We start from the raw sequence: 15499 nt of genomic DNA, 5'->3' as shown, positions 1-15499 counted from the left end.
TCAGCGGGCGTGGATGACCAGGCGCGACAGCACGAAGGTGACCGGGATCGTCGCGACGATCGCGAACGCGAGCGCGAGCCAGGCCGGCACGCCGACCAGGTCGACGGCCACGCGCAGCACCAGCAGGCTCAGCAGGTACTGCACCAGGTAGACCAGCGGATAGCGCAGGGCGGCGCGCCGGCTGAGCGGTTGGCGGAACACGAACAGCGTGTTCATGAAATAGCCGACCGAGATGCCGGCGAGGTAGGCGAGGCTGTAGGCCAGCTCGTAGCGCAGCCAGTGCAGCAGGATCAGGTACAGGCCGTAGGCGACGACGGTGTTGGTGCCGCCGACGACCAGGAACCGCAGGAACTCGCCGGCGACGCGGCGGCGGTGCTCAGGGGCCATGGCCGGCATCGCCGCCGCCGACGCGGTGCGCGACGATGTAGACCGGGCGCCGGTAGGCGGCGCTCATCAAGCGTCCGATGTACTCGCCGATCACGCCGAGGATCAGCAGCTGGATGCCGCAGGCGAGCAGCACCACCGACATCAGCGAGGTGTAGCCGGGGTCGGTGATGTGGCCGGTCAGCCGGCCGATCACCACGTAGGCCAGGTACAGGAAGCTGACCACCGCCAGCGCGGCACCGCCGTAGGTGGCCACGCGCAGCGGCAGGTGCGAGAAGGTCACGAAGATGTTGAGCGCATGCGAGATCAGCTTGCGCAGCGTGTAGGTGCTGTGGCCGTGCTCGCGTGTGCCGTGCCGGACCTCGACGGTGGCGACGCTGGAGGTCAGCCACGACAGCATGCCGTCGATGTAGGGCCGGTTGTGGCCGAGCGCGACCAGGTGGCGCGCGAGCGGGGCATGGATCGCGCGGAACGAGGTATAGGCCTCGTTGAGATCCGGGAAGGCGCGCTTGAGCGCGCGGCGCATCAGTTCGGAAGTCAGGTTGCGGTAGCCGGCATGGGTCCGCTGCGGGAACGTGCCGTAGACCAGCGGCGTCTCGGCGCTGCCGGCGGCGAGCAGGGCCGGAATCGCCTCCGGTGCGTGCTCCAGGTCGTCGTCGATCGTGACGATCCATTCGCCGCGCGCTTCGGCGATGCCGCAGACCGTGGCGGCATGCTGGCCGAAGTTCTGCGAGAGGCGCAGGCCGACGACCTCCGGATGCGCGTCGGCCAGCGCGCGGATCGTCGGCCAGGCTTCGGCCTGGCCGCGGTCGTCGACCAGGATCAGCTCGTGGCGAAGACCGGCCTGGCGCATCGCCGCCGCGAGGCGCTCGCGCAGTTCGGGCAAGGCGGCGCTGCCGCCGTAGACCGGGACGACGACGGAGACCTCGGGCAGGGCGGATGGCGCGTCAGGCATGCAGGTCAACCGGAACCAGGGGGCGCAAGTCTAGCTTGCCCGCGCGCTGCCGCTAGGCCTGGCCGCGCTCGGCCGCGCGCCGGAACCAGTCCCAGCACTGTGCGAGGCCTTCGGCCAGGCCGATCCGGGCGGTCCAGCCGTAGTCGGCCGCGACCGCGGTGCCGACCGGCGCGACGTGCGCCACGTCGACGCCGCGCGGCGGCAGGCGCTCGACGGCGATCGTGCGGCCGCTGGCGTGCTCGCAGGCGTTGACGAGGTCGAGCACGGAGGCGGTATGGCCGCTGGCGACGTTGTAGCAGGTGAAGCCCGGACGGCAGCCGGCGGCGGCGATCGTGGCGACGAGACCGGCCAGGTCGTCGACATGGCAGTAGTCGCGCACGTTGCGGCCGTCGCCCCAGATCGGGAACGGCGTACCGTCCAGCGCATGGCCGAACAGTGTCGGCACGATCGCGAAACCCTTGCCGACCGTCTGGCCCGGGCCGTAGACGTTGGTCGGCCGCAGTGCCGCCGCGCGCCAGCCGCTGATCGCGGTGCAGGCGTATAGGAACGCTTCGGCGGCCGCCTTGCCGGCGCCGTAGTACGAGCGCGGCTTCAGCGGCGTGGCTTCGACGGCACCGTTCGCGCCGTCGCCGTAGATCGCGCCGGCGGAGGAAAGATAGATCAGCTGGCGATCCGGGAACGCGGGCGCGAGTTCCAGCAGGCGGCCGAGCGGCAACAGGTTGCCGGTCACCTCCAGCACCGGCTCGCGGGCGGAGGCCCCGGGCGTGGTGACACTGGCGGCGTACACGATCGTCCGGCAGCCGGCCAGCAGCTCCGCCAGCAGGCCGGCATCCTCGATCGAGCCGCGCACCCGCGTGACCGTGCCCTCGCGGGTGACGCGCTCGGCGCGGCCCAGTGCCGTCACAGGCAGGCCGTCCGCGGCCAGTTGGCGGACGATCGCCTGGCCGGCGAACCCGGCCGAGCCGAGCACCAGCACGCCATCGGATGCCGCCGGCATGCTCATGCGGCGCTGACGGCGGTAGGCGATGCGGCCGGCCACGGTGCCGGATCGGCCACGACGATCCCGTCGCGGCTGGTCAGCCGCGCGCGGACCCCCTGGTGCCAGGTGCCTTCGCGGCCGCCGAAGCAGGCCTGGCGGTAGCGCTCGCCGTCGGGGTCGTTCCAGAACCCGAGCGGGAGCGCCGGAAACGGTGCGAGGCAGGCCAGCTCGCCTTCCTCGTCGCGCAGCGGCCGTCCGTCGGCGTCGATCACTTCCACGCGCATGCCCAGTCCCCGGCACTGCAGTTCGCCGCGGTGGATCGGCAGCAGCGGATTGCCGATCGCCAGGCACGAAACCAGGTCCGGCCCGCCGGCGACCGCGGCCAGCAGCACGCGCTGCTTGATCGCGCCGTAGACGTAGTCGTAGGCCTCGGCCGGTGGCGCCGGGCCGGTGACGGCGATGGTCCGCAGGTTCTGCAGCTTGTGCGTGTGCATCGGCGTGAGGCCGGCGGCCGCGGCGGCGGCGAGCGTGCGGCTGCGCGTGACCAGGACACTGGCGCCGACCTCGTCGAGGCGATCCCACAGGGCCTCGGGCGCGGCATCGGCGATCGCCGCGTCGAGCACCAGGGTTGCGCCGACCGCCAGCGCCGACACCAGCCAGTGCCAGGTCGGCAGGTCGTCGGTGGCGAGCACGATGCGGTCCTCGCGCTTCAGGTCCAGGTGCAGCACCAGTTCCTTGAGGTGCTGGATCAAGGTGCCGCCGGCGCCGTGGACGATGCCGGCGGTGGCGCTGGCCGACGGCAGCAGGTAGAGCGGGTGCGCGAACGGCAGCAGCTCGAAGGCCGGCACCGGTGCCTCCTCGGCGCCGAACGCGGCCCAGCTGACGACGGCATCGGTGACGGCCAGGGGGCCGGGTGGCGCCAGCACGACCACCGTGGCGAGCGACGGCGCCGCGTGCCGCAGCGCGGCCGGCAGCGACGGATCGGCGGCCGCTCGGCCACCGACGAACAGCAGCTTCGGCGCCAGCTCGGCCAGGTAGGCCGGATCCGGCAGGGCGTCCTCGCGCACCGGCAGCGGCGCCCAGAGCGCGCCGAGGACGATCGTCGCCAGCAGCGCGATCACGCGCTCGGTGCCCGGCGGCAACGCGGCGGCGACGCGATCGCCGGCACCGACGCCGGCGCGCGCCAATGCCTGCGCCACCCGGGCGACCTCGCCGTGCAGGGCGGCATAGCTCAGCGTGTGGCTGGCGCCGGCGGCATCGCAGGCGACCAGCGCCGGCCGGTCGTCGCGAAAACGCAGGAGGTTCTGCGCCACGTTGAGCCGCACCTCGGGAAACCAGCGCGCGCCCGGCATCTGCTCGGCATCGACCAGCACCGGGTCGAAGTCGCCGGAGGCACGGATGCCGCAGAACTCCCAGACCAGCGGCCAGAAGCGCGCCGGGTGGCGCACCGAGAAGTCATACAGCGGCGCGTAGCGGCGGATGTCGTCGTTGCCGGTCTGCTCGCGCACGAAACGCATGAAGCGGTTGAGGTTCGCGCGCTCGATGCGCTCGTCGCTCGGTTCCCAAAGCGGTTTGTTCATCGTGGCCCTGTATCCCTGCCGGATCGTGCGTGCCGCGGTGTGCCGATCGGTCGCGCTACGTTAGCAGGAAGGGCCGCCGGCGAACCACCGGCGACGCGGTTGTGCGCAGCGCGTCACGCGGCGCCGTGGTGATCAGGGCGCCAGGTGCGGCGCCAGCCAGGCCTCGAACGCGACTTCGTTCATGTTGCCCATGCGCTGCGCCAGCACGCGGCCGTCGCGACCGATCAGTACGTTGAACGGCAGCACGCTGCGGGTGTTGCCGAAGCGCAGCGAGAGATCCGGTCCGGTACCGGGCGCATCGATCAGGATCGGGTAGGCGACCGGATGCTCGCGCAGGAACGCCAGGGCCGGCTCGGCCTCTTCGGCGGCGACGCCGATGATCTCCACGCCCGCTGCGGCGTGGCGGCTGCGCGCGGCGTCGAGCATCGGCATCTCCTCGCGGCAGGGCCCGCACCAGCTGGCCCAGAAGTTGAGCACGACGAGCTTGCCGTCCCAGTCGGACAGCTGGCGCCGATGGCCGTCGCGGTCGGGCAGGGTGGCATCGAGGCGGCGATCACCGACGGCGAGCGCCTCGACGCCTGCGGCCGCCGGTGCGGCGGGCGCGGCCGGCCGCAGCCAGACGCTGAGCGCCAGGCCGGCACCGGCGCTGGCGAGCGCCAGTGCGACGATCAGGACATGATTGCGGTCGAGCACGGCCATGTCAGGGCACGGCCGGCGCCAGCGCCTCGGCGACGATCGCGTCGGTCAGCAGGGTCGGCAGCACGCGGCCCGGTTCTTCGCGGCCGCGGAACACGACGTACAGCGGCACGCCGACCGCGCGGTGTTCCTGCAGGAACGCGGTGATCTCCGGATCGACGTTGGTCCAGTCGCCCTTCATGTAGACGGCATTGGCCGCGGCGAGCCGCTCGCGGAAATGCGCCGAGCCGAGCACGTTCTTCTCGTTCGCCTTGCAGGTCACGCACCAGTCGGCGGTCATGTTGACGAAGACGGTGCGGCCCTCGGTGCGCAGCGCGGCCAGCTTCTCGCGCGAGTACGGCACGGCGCCTTGCGCCTCGATCGCGGCGGCATCGACGGCCGGCGGCGGCAGGCGCGTGATGCCGACGATCGGCACCAGGGCCGCCAGCACCACGGCCACGACGAGGGCCCGCACCAGCGGACGTCCGCTCCAGCGGCTGCGCTCGAACCACCACAGGCCCAGCGCGAGCACGACCGCGCCGGCCAGCACCAGGCCGATCGCATCGACGCCGCGCTGCTTGCCCAGCACCCAGATCAGCCAGACCGCCGTCAGGTACATCGGGAACGCCAGGACCTGCTTGAGCGTTTCCATCCATGCGCCGGGCTTGGGCAGGCGCGAGGCCAGCGCCGGCACGAAGCCGACGATCAGGAACGGCAGCGCCAGCCCGAGGCCGAGAGCCAGGAAGATCAGCAGGGCGACCAGCGAAGAAGAGGCGAACGCGAAACCCAGCGCCGGCCCCATGAACGGCGCCGTGCACGGGCTGGCGACGATGCAGGCGAGGACGCCGGTGAAGAAGTCCCCGGCCGGGCCCGAGCGATTGGCGAGGTTCTGGCCGGTGCCGGCCAGGCCGCTGCCGATCGAGAACACGCCCGACAGGCTCAGGCCCACGGCGAGCAGCACGTAGACCAGCAGCGCGACGAAGGCCGGCTGCTGCAGCTGGAAGCCCCAGCCCAGCGCCTGGCCGGCCGCGCGCAGCGCGATCACCAGCAGGCCGATCGCGGCGAACGACACCAGCACGCCGAGCGTGTACCAGAGTGCGTGGCTGCGCGCCTTGGTCAGGCTCTCGCCGCTTTGGGCCAGGCCGATCACCTTCAGCGAGAGCACCGGCAGCACGCAGGGCATGAGGTTCAGGACCAGGCCCCCGAGCAGGGCAAGCAGCAGGGCCCCGGCCAATGTGCCGGTGCCGGTCTCCGGTGGCGTGCTGCGCAGGGCGTTCTCGGCCGAGGCGTCCGCGGCCGAGGCGTCCGGTGCGGCGGCGGCCGGAACGAAGCCGGCCTGGGCCTTGGCCAGTTCCGCATCGGTCAGCGCCGGCAGGGCGACGTCCACGGTGCGGATCATCACCGGGTAGCAGATGCCGTTTTCCTTGCAGCCCTGGAAGGCCGCGCGCAGCTTCAGCGGTCCGGCCGCACCGTCGCTGCGGCGCAGTGCGACCGGCAGTTCCACCTGGTGGTAGTAGACGACGACGCTGCCGAAATGCTCGTCGACATGATCCACGCCCGGCGGCCAGCGCAGCGCGCCGAGCGTCATCCCGGCGGCGTCTTCCAGTGCCAGTTCGGTCTTGTCGCGATACAGGTAGTAGCCGTCCGGCATCGTCCAGCGGGCGAGGATCTCGCCGGGCGCCGAGGCGATCGCCTCGAACACGAAGGCCTTTTCCTCGGGCAGCGCGTCCTGGCCGGTGACCTGGCCGATCAGGCTGCCGCCACTGCCGCTGCCGAGTCCGGCCAGCCCGCCTACTGCTGCGGCCGACGTCGCCGTGGCCGGCGGCAGCTCCAGGCGCAGCCGGGTCGGATGCGGCGGGTAGCAGATCAGCGGCTCGACTTCGTGACAGCCCTGCACGGTGACGGTCAGCTCGATCGCCGTGGCGGCCGGGTCGGTCAGCGTATAGGCGAGGCTGCCTTCGACGGCGCCGTGGTAGATCTCGACGTCGCCGAAGAACTCGTCGTGCTTGGGAATGCCCGGCGGCAGGTCCGGCGCGGCCAGGGTCAGGCCGGGCTGGCTGGTCTTGGCGGTGATCCGCGAGCGGTAGAGGTAGTAGTCGGGGGCGACGTCCCACTGCAAGGCGATGCGGCCCGGGGCCGCCAGCGTGTAGCGAAAGACGAACGCCTGCTCGACCGGCAGCAATCCGTCCTGCTCCTGCGCCTGGACCGGCGATGAAAAAAGGCAGAGGCCGATCAGGCCGGCGAACAGATAACGGAACACGACAGGTACTCCAGAAAGGATCGACGGCACGGGCGCGGCGAGGGCGCCGCGGCGCGTATGCCTGCGCGGCCGGACCTTCGCCCGGTGACGGCCGGCGCCGGGCCGCGCCCGGATCATCGACCGCAATTGTCACGATCAGTTCAGGCCGGCGCCATCCCCGGCGACGCCGTGACGCAGCCGGCATCCTAGCGCGCGGTGGCTGCCGGCGCGCGCTCCGGTGCCGGCGGGTGCCGTGTTCCTGCATGAAAACAATCGGTTGGGCGGCGCCGCGCGTGGCCGGCCCTGCCCAAGGCGACCGGTCCGGGCCGGGCCGGCGCGAAGGGCCCGGCCGTGCCGGTACGGCCGTGCGGTCGAAGTCCGCAGATCCGGCGCCGTGACACCGGGGCGCGCCGGCGACCCCGGATGCCGCCGCGCCGCGCCCGCTGCGGGATCGGTGGCCTGTCAGTCCGGGCCGTCGAAGCCGTTGGCGAAGATCAGCGTATTGCTCTCGCAGACCGCCGGCGTGGTCGATTCGAACAGCGCCCGCGTCGCCCACTCGGGGTGGTCGATGAACGGGTTGCGGTTGCCCTGGAAGGTGTAGATCACCTCGTTGCGCGCGATCTCCGCGGCGTCCGGCGGATCACCGGCATGCCAGGCCAGCAGGTCGGCCAGCAGGCCCATGTAGGCCGGCACGTTGTAGTTGGATGTGCCGACGATCAGGCTGCGGTTGTCGGTCAGCTCCAGGTTCGGCTCGTTCTGGCCGCTGACCGGGTCGACGCCGCCCTCGTAGCGGATCGCCATGTACAGGATGGCGCGGGCGGTATCGCCCTTGCGGTGATTCCAGGTCTCGAACGCGCTGGCATTGACCCAGTTGGAGTTGCCCGGATAGGTGCCGGTGCCGCCGCCGACGCCGAAGTTCGCCTCGGTCGCGCGCTCGCCGCAGTTGGCCTGGGCCGGGCAGTTCGCGTACGGCTTGTTGCCGCGATCGGCGTTCCACTGGGTATCGGACAGGTAGAGCATGTGCGTGTCGGTGTAGGGCGCGTTCGGCCGGCCGAGGTTGCCGGTCGTGCTCGGGAAGCCGAGCGAGTTGGGCCAGGTGTGCTCGCGGTTGTAGGTCAGGCCGCTGCCGGTGCCGGCGCGGTCGCTGCCGGTGGCGTAGAGCCGGTTGCGGTAGACGTCCAGCACCTGGGCCGGGTTCGACGGATGCGCCTGCGCGGTCTCCAGGATCGTCCAGGTGCTGGTGCCCGATCCGCTGTACGGATAGGCGGTGTGGCCGCGGATCGTCGCGTGCAGCGTGCAGCGCAGCTGGCCGGGACTGCTGGTGTTGACCTTGGCGTAGTACCCCGTGAGCGAGCCGTCGGTGACCCGGAAGCGAACCGTGACCGACGCGGCCATCGGGACGTTGGCCGCATTGCGCACGCCGTTGGCGTCGATCGTGAACACGCAGGCCGCGCCCTTGGGCAGCAGTACGGCCGGCGTCAGCGTGCGGGTCGCGCCGGAACCGGTCTCGCCCAGCACGATCGGCTGTGCATCGCAGGCCAGGTCGAACGCGCCGGCGCTGGTCGTCACCGCCTCGCTGAAGGTCACGCGGACGTCGCTCGCGGCCGGCACGTTGACCGCGTTGTCGGCCGGCTGGGTCGAGACTACGGTCGGCGGCGTAGTGGCCGGATCGGCGGTGGTGAACGTGACGACGTAGTCGGACGCGAGCGCATCCGGCGTGCCGTCGCGATCGACCACGCCACTGGCGAGGGTCGTCCAGGTGCAGCTCTCGTTGGCGGCGAACGCCGGCGAGGGTGCGAGCGCGTACGAGCCGGGACCGCCGCTGACCGTGGCGGTGTGGCTGCCCGAGGTGGTGCACTGGATCGTGAACCACGGTGCCGTCACCGTGACCTCTTCGCTGAAGGTCACGTTGAGGGCGGCGCCGAGGCCGACGTTGGTCGCGCCGTTGGCGGGCGAGACGGCGACCACGGCCGGCGGCACGTCGGGCGGCGGATCGCCGGCGACCGTGAAGCTGACGGTATCGATGGCCAGGCCGTCGTCGGCACCGCTGGCATCGACGTCGACCCAGCGCACCCAGAGGCTCGCGCCCGGTGCGAGGTTCAATCCGCCGATCGTGCCGCTCACCGCCGTGCGGTTGGCCGCGAGGTTGCCGTTCAATGCGCGCGGCGTGCCGGTCGTGACCGGCGCGATGAAGTCGAGCGCGGCGACGTCGGTCCAGGTGCCGTTGCCGAGCGCGGTCGCGTTCACGCTGTACTGGAACTGCAGGCGGTCCGGCCGACCGGCCGCCCCGAGGCGCCACTGCTCGCCGGTGTAGGCGACGGCGACCTCGGCCAGCGCCGCGCCGGAGTCGTTGCGCAGGTGCGCGCCGATCGTCGGCACCAGCGAGCCGGAGCGCAGCAGGCCCAGGGCGCGCTCGCCGCTGCCGGCCGCCCCGTAGCTGTAGGTATTGCCGGCGTTGGCCGTGCCGTCGTCGGCGGCATAGGTGCCGTTGGCGTTGTTGCCGGTCTCGAGGAAATGCCAGCCGGCCGGCAGGGTCGAGCCGGTGCCGCTCGATGCCAGCGTATCGAACGTCTCGGTGGCCGGCGTGCCGCCGACCAGGCCGATGGACTGGGCGGACAGCCCGCCGCTGCCGGTCAGCAGGAGCAGCCAGATCAGGGCGCGCGCGGCGCCGGAACGTGAGCACATGACGGAAATCCCCAGCAACGGGCACCCCCTCGCGAAGGCGCCGAAAGCGCCACTCTAGCGTCCCGGCCGTGACAGGTGCGTGGCGCCGGTTCACAAGGCGCGCAACGGCGCGGCCCCTCGCCGGCGCAGGTAAAGGACGGGCGCGGGCCTTGAAGCGGATCGGCACGCCTCCAGATGGCAGCCAGCCGGTGCGGCTTCCGTTACGGTTGACGCGCCGCTAGAATTGGCACTCACTTAGGTCAAGTGCTAACAACGCTTGCCCAATCGTAACTAAATCAATCCTTTATCTTTCCACCCCACCTGTTGAAGGAAGCACCCATGGCACTTCGTCCCCTGCACGATCGCGTGATCATCAAGCGCCTGGAAGAAGAGAAGGTCTCGGCCGGCGGCATCGTCATCCCCGACAGCGCCGCCGAAAAGCCCAGCCGCGGCGAAGTCATCGCCGCCGGTAACGGCAAGATCCTCGAAGACGGCAAGGTCCGTCCGATCGCGGTCAAGACCGGCGACAAGGTCCTGTTCGGCAAGTACTCGGGCACCGAGGTCAAGGTCGACGGCGAAGACCTGCTGGTCATGCGCGAAGAAGACATCCTGGCGGTGATCGAGTAAGCCGGCGCCGCGCGCCGCTGATCGAGCATCCCTCCCCACCTAGCAGCAATCCATCGAAGGAATCCGTTCCATGGCAGCCAAAGACATCCGTTTCGCCGAAGACGCCCGCGCGCGCATCCTGCGCGGCGTCAACACCCTCGCCAATGCCGTGAAGGCGACGCTGGGCCCGAAGGGCCGCAACGTCGTGCTCGAGAAGAGCTTCGGTTCGCCGACGATCACCAAGGACGGCGTGTCCGTCGCCAAGGAGATCGAGCTGGCCGACAAGTTCGAGAACATGGGCGCGCAGATGGTCAAGGAAGTCGCTTCCAAGACCTCCGACGTCGCCGGTGACGGCACCACCACCGCGACCGTCCTCGCGCAGGCGCTGATCCGCGAGGGCCTCAAGGCCGTCGCCGCCGGCATGAACCCGATGGACCTCAAGCGCGGCATCGACAAGGCCGTCATCGCGGCCGTCGAGGAGCTCAAGAAGCTCAGCAAGCCGTCGGCCGACTCCAAGTCGATCGCCCAGGTCGGCACGATCTCGGCCAACGGCGACGAGCTGATCGGCAAGCTGATCGCCGAAGCGATGGACAAGGTCGGCAAGGAAGGCGTCATCACGGTCGAGGAAGGCTCGGGCCTGGACAACGAACTCGACGTCGTCGAGGGCATGCAGTTCGACCGCGGCTACCTGTCGCCGTACTTCATCAACAACCAGCAGAGCCAGCAGGTCGAGCTGGAAGACCCGTTCGTGCTGCTGTACGACAAGAAGATCTCCAACGTCCGTGAGCTCCTGCCGGTGCTCGAGGGCGTCGCCAAGGCCGGCAAGCCGCTGCTGATCGTCGCCGAGGAAGTCGAGGGTGAGGCGCTGGCGACCCTGGTCGTCAACACGATCCGCGGCATCGTCAAGGTCGCGGCCGTCAAGGCGCCGGGCTTCGGCGACCGCCGCAAGGCGATGCTGGAGGACATGGCCATCCTGACCGGTGGCCAGGTGATCTCCGAGGAAGTCGGTCTGCAGCTGGAGAAGGCGACGCTCAAGGACCTGGGCAAGGCCAAGAAGGTCGTGATCACAAAGGAGAACACCACGATCATCGACGGCGCCGGCGAAGCCGCCGCGATCCAGTCGCGCATCAAGCAGATCAAGGCGCAGATCGAGGAGACCTCCTCGGACTACGACCGCGAGAAGCTGCAGGAGCGCGTGGCCAAGCTGGCCGGCGGCGTGGCCGTCATCAAGGTCGGTGCGGCGACGGAAGTGGAAATGAAGGAAAAGAAGGCGCGCGTCGAAGACGCCCTGCACGCCACGCGTGCGGCGGTCGAGGAAGGCGTGGTCCCGGGCGGTGGCGTGGCGCTGATCCGCTCGCTGGCGGCCCTGACCAAGCTCAAGGGTGACAACGAGGAGCAGACCCACGGCATCCAGATCGCCAAGCGCGCGATGGAAGCGCCGCTGCGCGAGATCGTCACCAACGCCGGCGAAGAGCCCAGCGTGATCCTCAACAAGGTCGCCGACGGCAAGGGCAACTTCGGCTACAACGCCGCGACCGGCGAGTACGGCGACATGGTCGAGATGGGCATCCTGGACCCGACCAAGGTCACGCGCACCGCGCTGCAGAACGCCGCGTCGATCGCCGGCCTGGTCATCACGACCGAGGCGATGGTCGCCGAAGCGCCGAAGAAGGAAGAAGCCCACAGCCACGGCCCGGCGGGCGGTGGCATGGGTGGCATGGGCGGCATGGATTTCTGATCCTTCGCCTCCCGGCAGCGTCACGAAAAGGCCCCGCTTCGGCGGGGCCTTTTTTATGGGCTTTCTTCGCTCATTGGCGGGAATCAATCAGCTCTCCCTTTCGTCGCAGTCGCTGCTGCTCTCGCTGCTGCTCTCGCTGCTGCTCTCGCTGCTGCTCTCGCTGCTGCTCTCGCTGCTGCTCTCGCTGCTGCTCTCGCTGCTGCTCTGGCTGTTGGCTGTTGGCGCCTAAAGCGAGCCGAGCATCGCAGGTCGGCCAGGCCGAAGAGCTGCCCCGTGTCTGAGCGAAGCGAGTTGGGGCAGCGTGCCTGGCCGGCCGAGAAGCGCAGGGGACCGGCGCGGCGCAGCCGTGCCGGCTCGCGCCGGCGACGACGGTTTTGGTTACTTTTGCCAAGACAAAAGTGACCCGCGCGCGCAGCGTGCGGAAGCTCTTGCTTTGATCTTCCGCCGTGGCTTTTGAGGGATTGCCGGCACGGAGCAAAGCAGGAGCAAGATCAAGAGCTTTCGTCCGCTGCGCGGCCGAGTCCCTTTTGACGGGCCAAAAGGAACCAAAAGCCCTTTGCCCGGCGCAAGCCGATCCGGCTGCGCCGGCTCGGTCCCCTGTGCTTCTCGGACGACGAGGCACGGCGCCCCAACTCGCTTCGCTCAGACACGGGGCGCCTCTGCGGCCTCGCCGCCCTGCGATGCTCGGCTTGCTTTAGGGCGAAAAAGCCAAGGGCAAAATCCAAAGCAGGAGCCAAAGCAGGAGCCAAAAGCCGAATGACCCCGCAAATGGGCGAAGAACCCTTTTTTTGCGGGGCGTCCGGCGGATGCAGGCGCTGGAACCGCACCGCTCGCCGGCCGTGCCGGCGCGACCATCGGTCAGCGCCAGTCGCCGAGCGCCAGGAAGCCGGCCCAGTAGAACGGATGCGTGCTCAAGCCTGCCGCCTTGCGCGTGGCGAGCACCTGCCGCTGGGCGCTGCGCATGGCCTGCGTGGTATCGGCCTGCGATTGGAAGCGTGCCCGGTACAGCGCTTCGCTCCAGGCTGCCGTGGCCGTGTCGTCGACCGGCCACAGGCTGACGATGACGGTGCCGGCACCGGCGATGCGGAAGGCGCGCGCGAGTCCGTCGAGGCCCTCGTAGTGGCGCGTGGGACCGGCGGCGGTCGTGCAGGCGGCCAGCACGGCCCAGCGCACCCGGTGCAGGTCGAGTGCGGCGATCTCCAGGCCGCCCAGCAGGCCGTCGTCGGGGTTGCCGCTGTCCGGCGCCGGCGCGGCGAGGACCAGCGCGGCTGCCGTCGTGGCGGCCGGCGGCGCTTCGGCGACGAAGCCGACGCCGCGGTGGCCGGTAGCGTCCCGGCAGTCCGGCGCCGGTGCGGCGTCCGTGCCGTGCGTGGCCAGATGGACGATGGCCGCGTGCGGCGCCGCGTTTCGAAAGGCGGCCTCACTGGCGGCGGCGCCGACGAGGGCCAGCATCGGTGCCGCCTCGCTGGCGGCCACCAGGGCTTGCAGGCGGGCCGCTTCACGGCGCGCGCCCGGCAGCGGCGGCCAGGGCCGCCGGCAGCCGGCGCGCCGGTCGGTCCCGGGGCCGGACGGCCCCGTATGCGGGTCGGCCAGCGCGAGCACGCTGTAACGCGGCGCGTCGATCGGCGTCGTGGACGCGAGCAGTTCCTCCTCGTGGTTGAGCACGTGCACGAGGCGATCGCCGTCGAGCAGGTGGCCTGCGCCATCGGGCAGGGCGGCCCAGGCGAGCCGTTGCAGCGGTGCATCGGCGATCACGAACACGCGGCGTGCCGAGGTGGTCCGCGCGATCGGCTGCCAGATGCGACTGGCGACCTGCACACCAGCGGCGCGCAGCTGCGCAGGGTCGCTCTCGGGGGTCGCCAGCCGCGCCTGCCAGGCGGCGACCTCGGCCGCCAGCGCGCGAGCGGGCCCGAGGCGCAGGACCCGCACCGGCGTGCCGCTGCCGGCCTCGAGCACCAGCGCGTGCCACTCGCGCTCGCGATCGTGCATCTCGCGACTGGCGAAGTCCTCCGCGCGCCGGTGCGCGACCGGGATCATCCAGACCAGGGCGCTGTCCGGCGGCAGCGCCGCGCGCACGGCGTCGAGGCCGGGCTGCACGTCGGCGATCGCGACGCCCTTCGGCAAGGCCTGGGCGAGCCGGCGCTCGGCCCGTTGGAAGCGCACCTGGGCCGCGGTGTCGTCCGCCGTCGCCAGCCGCGCGCCTTCGAGCAGGCTGCTGGCGGCGAGCCATTCCTGCCACAGCGGTGCGATGGCGGGGTCCGACGCGAGGCGCGTGCGCGCCTGGCTGAGGCGGGCCGCCTGGATCGCGGTGACCTGGCCGCGCGCCGCGATCGCCAGCGACCAGGCCCGCTCGATCAGCGCCGGGCGGCCGCTGGCGAGCGCGATCGCGACGGCGAGGTCGAGCGTGGCGTACTCCTGTTCCTGGAACATCAGGGTCTGCTGGTCCGACAGGCCGGCGGCGACGTCGCGCAGGCTGGCCTGGCGCGTGTGCTCGGCCGCGGCGGCGGCGGCGAAGGCCGCGTCGTGGCGGCCCTGGCCCCACAGTGCGGCGGCCAGGCCGTGCTGCACGAACAGCGGTGTCGCCTCGCTGGCGGCCGGCATCGCCTCCAGCCGCCCGAGCATCGCGCGGAAGCCGGCCTCGGCCTCGCGATGGCGGCCGCGCCAGACGTCGACCATGGCGATGTTGGAGAGCGGCAGGTAGTCGCCGGGGTTCGCGGCCGGGTTGCGCAGCGCGATTGCGAGCGCGCGCCGATACAGCGCGACCGCCGCTTCGCGCCGGCCGTAGCGCACGCTTTCGGCATTGCCGTAGTTGTTCAGCACGCGTGCCAGCTTGAGGGAATCGGTGCCGTAGGCCTGCTCGAAGGCCGGGACGGCCTGCGCGTACCAGACGATTGCTTCCTCGATGCGCTCGCGGTGGCGCTCCAGGTTGGCGAGCGCATAGAGCAGGTCGGCGCGGAGGCGGCCGCGCGGATCGGGTGCACGGCCAGCGAGGGCCAGCGCTTCGCGGTAGCTGGCCTCGGCACGCACCACGTCGCCGCTGATGCGCTGGGCCTGGCCGAGGCGCAGCAGGCTCAGCGCGAGCGGCATCGGGTCGCTCGCGGCGCGTGGCCGCTGGATCGCCAGGGCCGCCTCCAGCGACGTCATCGCGCCGCCGTAGTCGCCGGCCATGCGCTGGGCGAAGGCGAGGTCGCCGAGGAGGGCGGCATGCCCGGCGCTGTCGGCGCCCTCGCGCACCCGGCTCAGGCCTTCGGCCTCGCGCAGGTCGGCCAGCGCGGCGTCGGTGTGGCGCTGCTCGGCCGCGGCCAGCCCGCGCAGCCGCAGCGCCTGCTGGCGCAACGCGGCATCGTCGTCCCCGGCACCGAGCAACGCGAGCGCGCGCGTGGCCGCTTCGGCGGCTGCCGCGGGTTGTTGCCGGTGCCAGTGCGTCTCGGCGAGCAGCAGCTGCAGCTCGGCCGGTGCCGCCGGCGCGGCGGCCAGGGCCTGGGTGAGCGCGGCGAGCGCGGCTTCGTCGCGGCCGGCGGCGAGCAGTGCACGGATCTGGGCCGGGGAGGCCGGATCGGCACCAGCGCCGGACAGCGGGGCGCTCAGCGTGGCGACCAGCCAGGCCGCACCCAGGACGGCGGCGCGCAGGCGCCGCTGTGCGAGGACGAAGCGATCGATCCGCACGGTCACCGCGCTG

General features: G+C 71.5%; 11 protein-coding genes. 3 read left to right on the top strand and 8 right to left on the bottom strand.

The features are described from left to right. From I596_RS17320 to I596_RS17290, 7 genes are all read right to left on the bottom strand, one after another. A complete protein-coding gene (locus tag I596_RS17320; protein WP_067652250.1) occupies nucleotides 1-387 on the bottom strand; it encodes a GtrA family protein in 387 nt (128 codons plus the stop codon). Then, on the bottom strand, nucleotides 377-1339 hold the full coding sequence (locus I596_RS17315; protein ID WP_067650841.1) for a glycosyltransferase family 2 protein: 963 nt from the start codon (nucleotides 1337-1339) through the stop codon (nucleotides 377-379). Before I596_RS17315 ends, I596_RS17320 begins: the two co-directional genes overlap by 11 nt. Nucleotides 1340-1391: 52 nt before the next feature. Beyond that, the gene (locus I596_RS17310) at nucleotides 1392-2342 is read right to left on the bottom strand and encodes an NAD-dependent epimerase/dehydratase family protein (RefSeq protein ID WP_150132239.1); all 951 of its coding nucleotides are present in this window, start codon (nucleotides 2340-2342) and stop codon (nucleotides 1392-1394) included. Beyond that, nucleotides 2339-3898 carry an AMP-binding protein gene (locus I596_RS17305; RefSeq protein WP_067650838.1) on the bottom strand — a complete coding sequence of 520 codons (1560 nt, stop codon included), beginning with the start codon at nucleotides 3896-3898 and terminating at the stop codon, nucleotides 2339-2341. The genes I596_RS17310 and I596_RS17305 overlap by 4 nt, the downstream gene beginning before the upstream one ends. A gap of 132 nt (nucleotides 3899-4030) precedes the next feature. Further along, the gene (locus I596_RS17300) at nucleotides 4031-4597 is read right to left on the bottom strand and encodes a TlpA family protein disulfide reductase (protein ID WP_067650831.1); all 567 of its coding nucleotides are present in this window, start codon (nucleotides 4595-4597) and stop codon (nucleotides 4031-4033) included. A gap of 1 nt (nucleotide 4598) precedes the next feature. Beyond that, nucleotides 4599-6833, bottom strand: coding sequence for a protein-disulfide reductase DsbD family protein (locus I596_RS17295; RefSeq protein ID WP_257722434.1), 2235 nt, complete (start codon nucleotides 6831-6833; stop codon nucleotides 4599-4601). Nucleotides 6834-7274: 441 nt separating this feature from the next. Next, entirely contained in the window at nucleotides 7275-9497 is a 2223-nt protein-coding gene (locus I596_RS17290) for an endonuclease (protein WP_067650829.1), read from the bottom strand. 318 nt (nucleotides 9498-9815) lie between these two features. On the opposite strand from I596_RS17290, the gene groES reads away from it, so the two are divergent. The 3 genes from groES to I596_RS19105 all read left to right on the top strand — a co-directional run bounded on the left by groES (nucleotide 9816) and on the right by I596_RS19105 (nucleotide 12049). Next, nucleotides 9816-10103: a co-chaperone GroES gene (gene groES, locus I596_RS17285; RefSeq protein ID WP_067650820.1), complete on the top strand. Its 288-nt coding sequence runs from the start codon at nucleotides 9816-9818 to the stop codon at nucleotides 10101-10103. Between the two features lie 70 nt (nucleotides 10104-10173). Further along, nucleotides 10174-11820: a chaperonin GroEL gene (groL, locus tag I596_RS17280; RefSeq protein ID WP_067650817.1), complete on the top strand. Its 1647-nt coding sequence runs from the start codon at nucleotides 10174-10176 to the stop codon at nucleotides 11818-11820. A gap of 73 nt (nucleotides 11821-11893) precedes the next feature. Beyond that, the gene (locus I596_RS19105; RefSeq protein ID WP_223303868.1) at nucleotides 11894-12049 is read left to right on the top strand and encodes a hypothetical protein; all 156 of its coding nucleotides are present in this window, start codon (nucleotides 11894-11896) and stop codon (nucleotides 12047-12049) included. Between the two features lie 629 nt (nucleotides 12050-12678). Here I596_RS19105 and I596_RS17275 read toward each other — a convergent pair. Then, nucleotides 12679-15492 carry a CHAT domain-containing tetratricopeptide repeat protein gene (locus tag I596_RS17275; protein WP_067650814.1) on the bottom strand — a complete coding sequence of 938 codons (2814 nt, stop codon included), beginning with the start codon at nucleotides 15490-15492 and terminating at the stop codon, nucleotides 12679-12681. Nucleotides 15493-15499: the final 7 nt, after the last annotated feature.

The organism is Dokdonella koreensis DS-123 (assembly GCF_001632775.1).
GTDB classification, from domain to species: domain Bacteria; phylum Pseudomonadota; class Gammaproteobacteria; order Xanthomonadales; family Rhodanobacteraceae; genus Dokdonella; species Dokdonella koreensis.
This window is presented reverse-complemented; position numbering and strand designations above follow the sequence as displayed.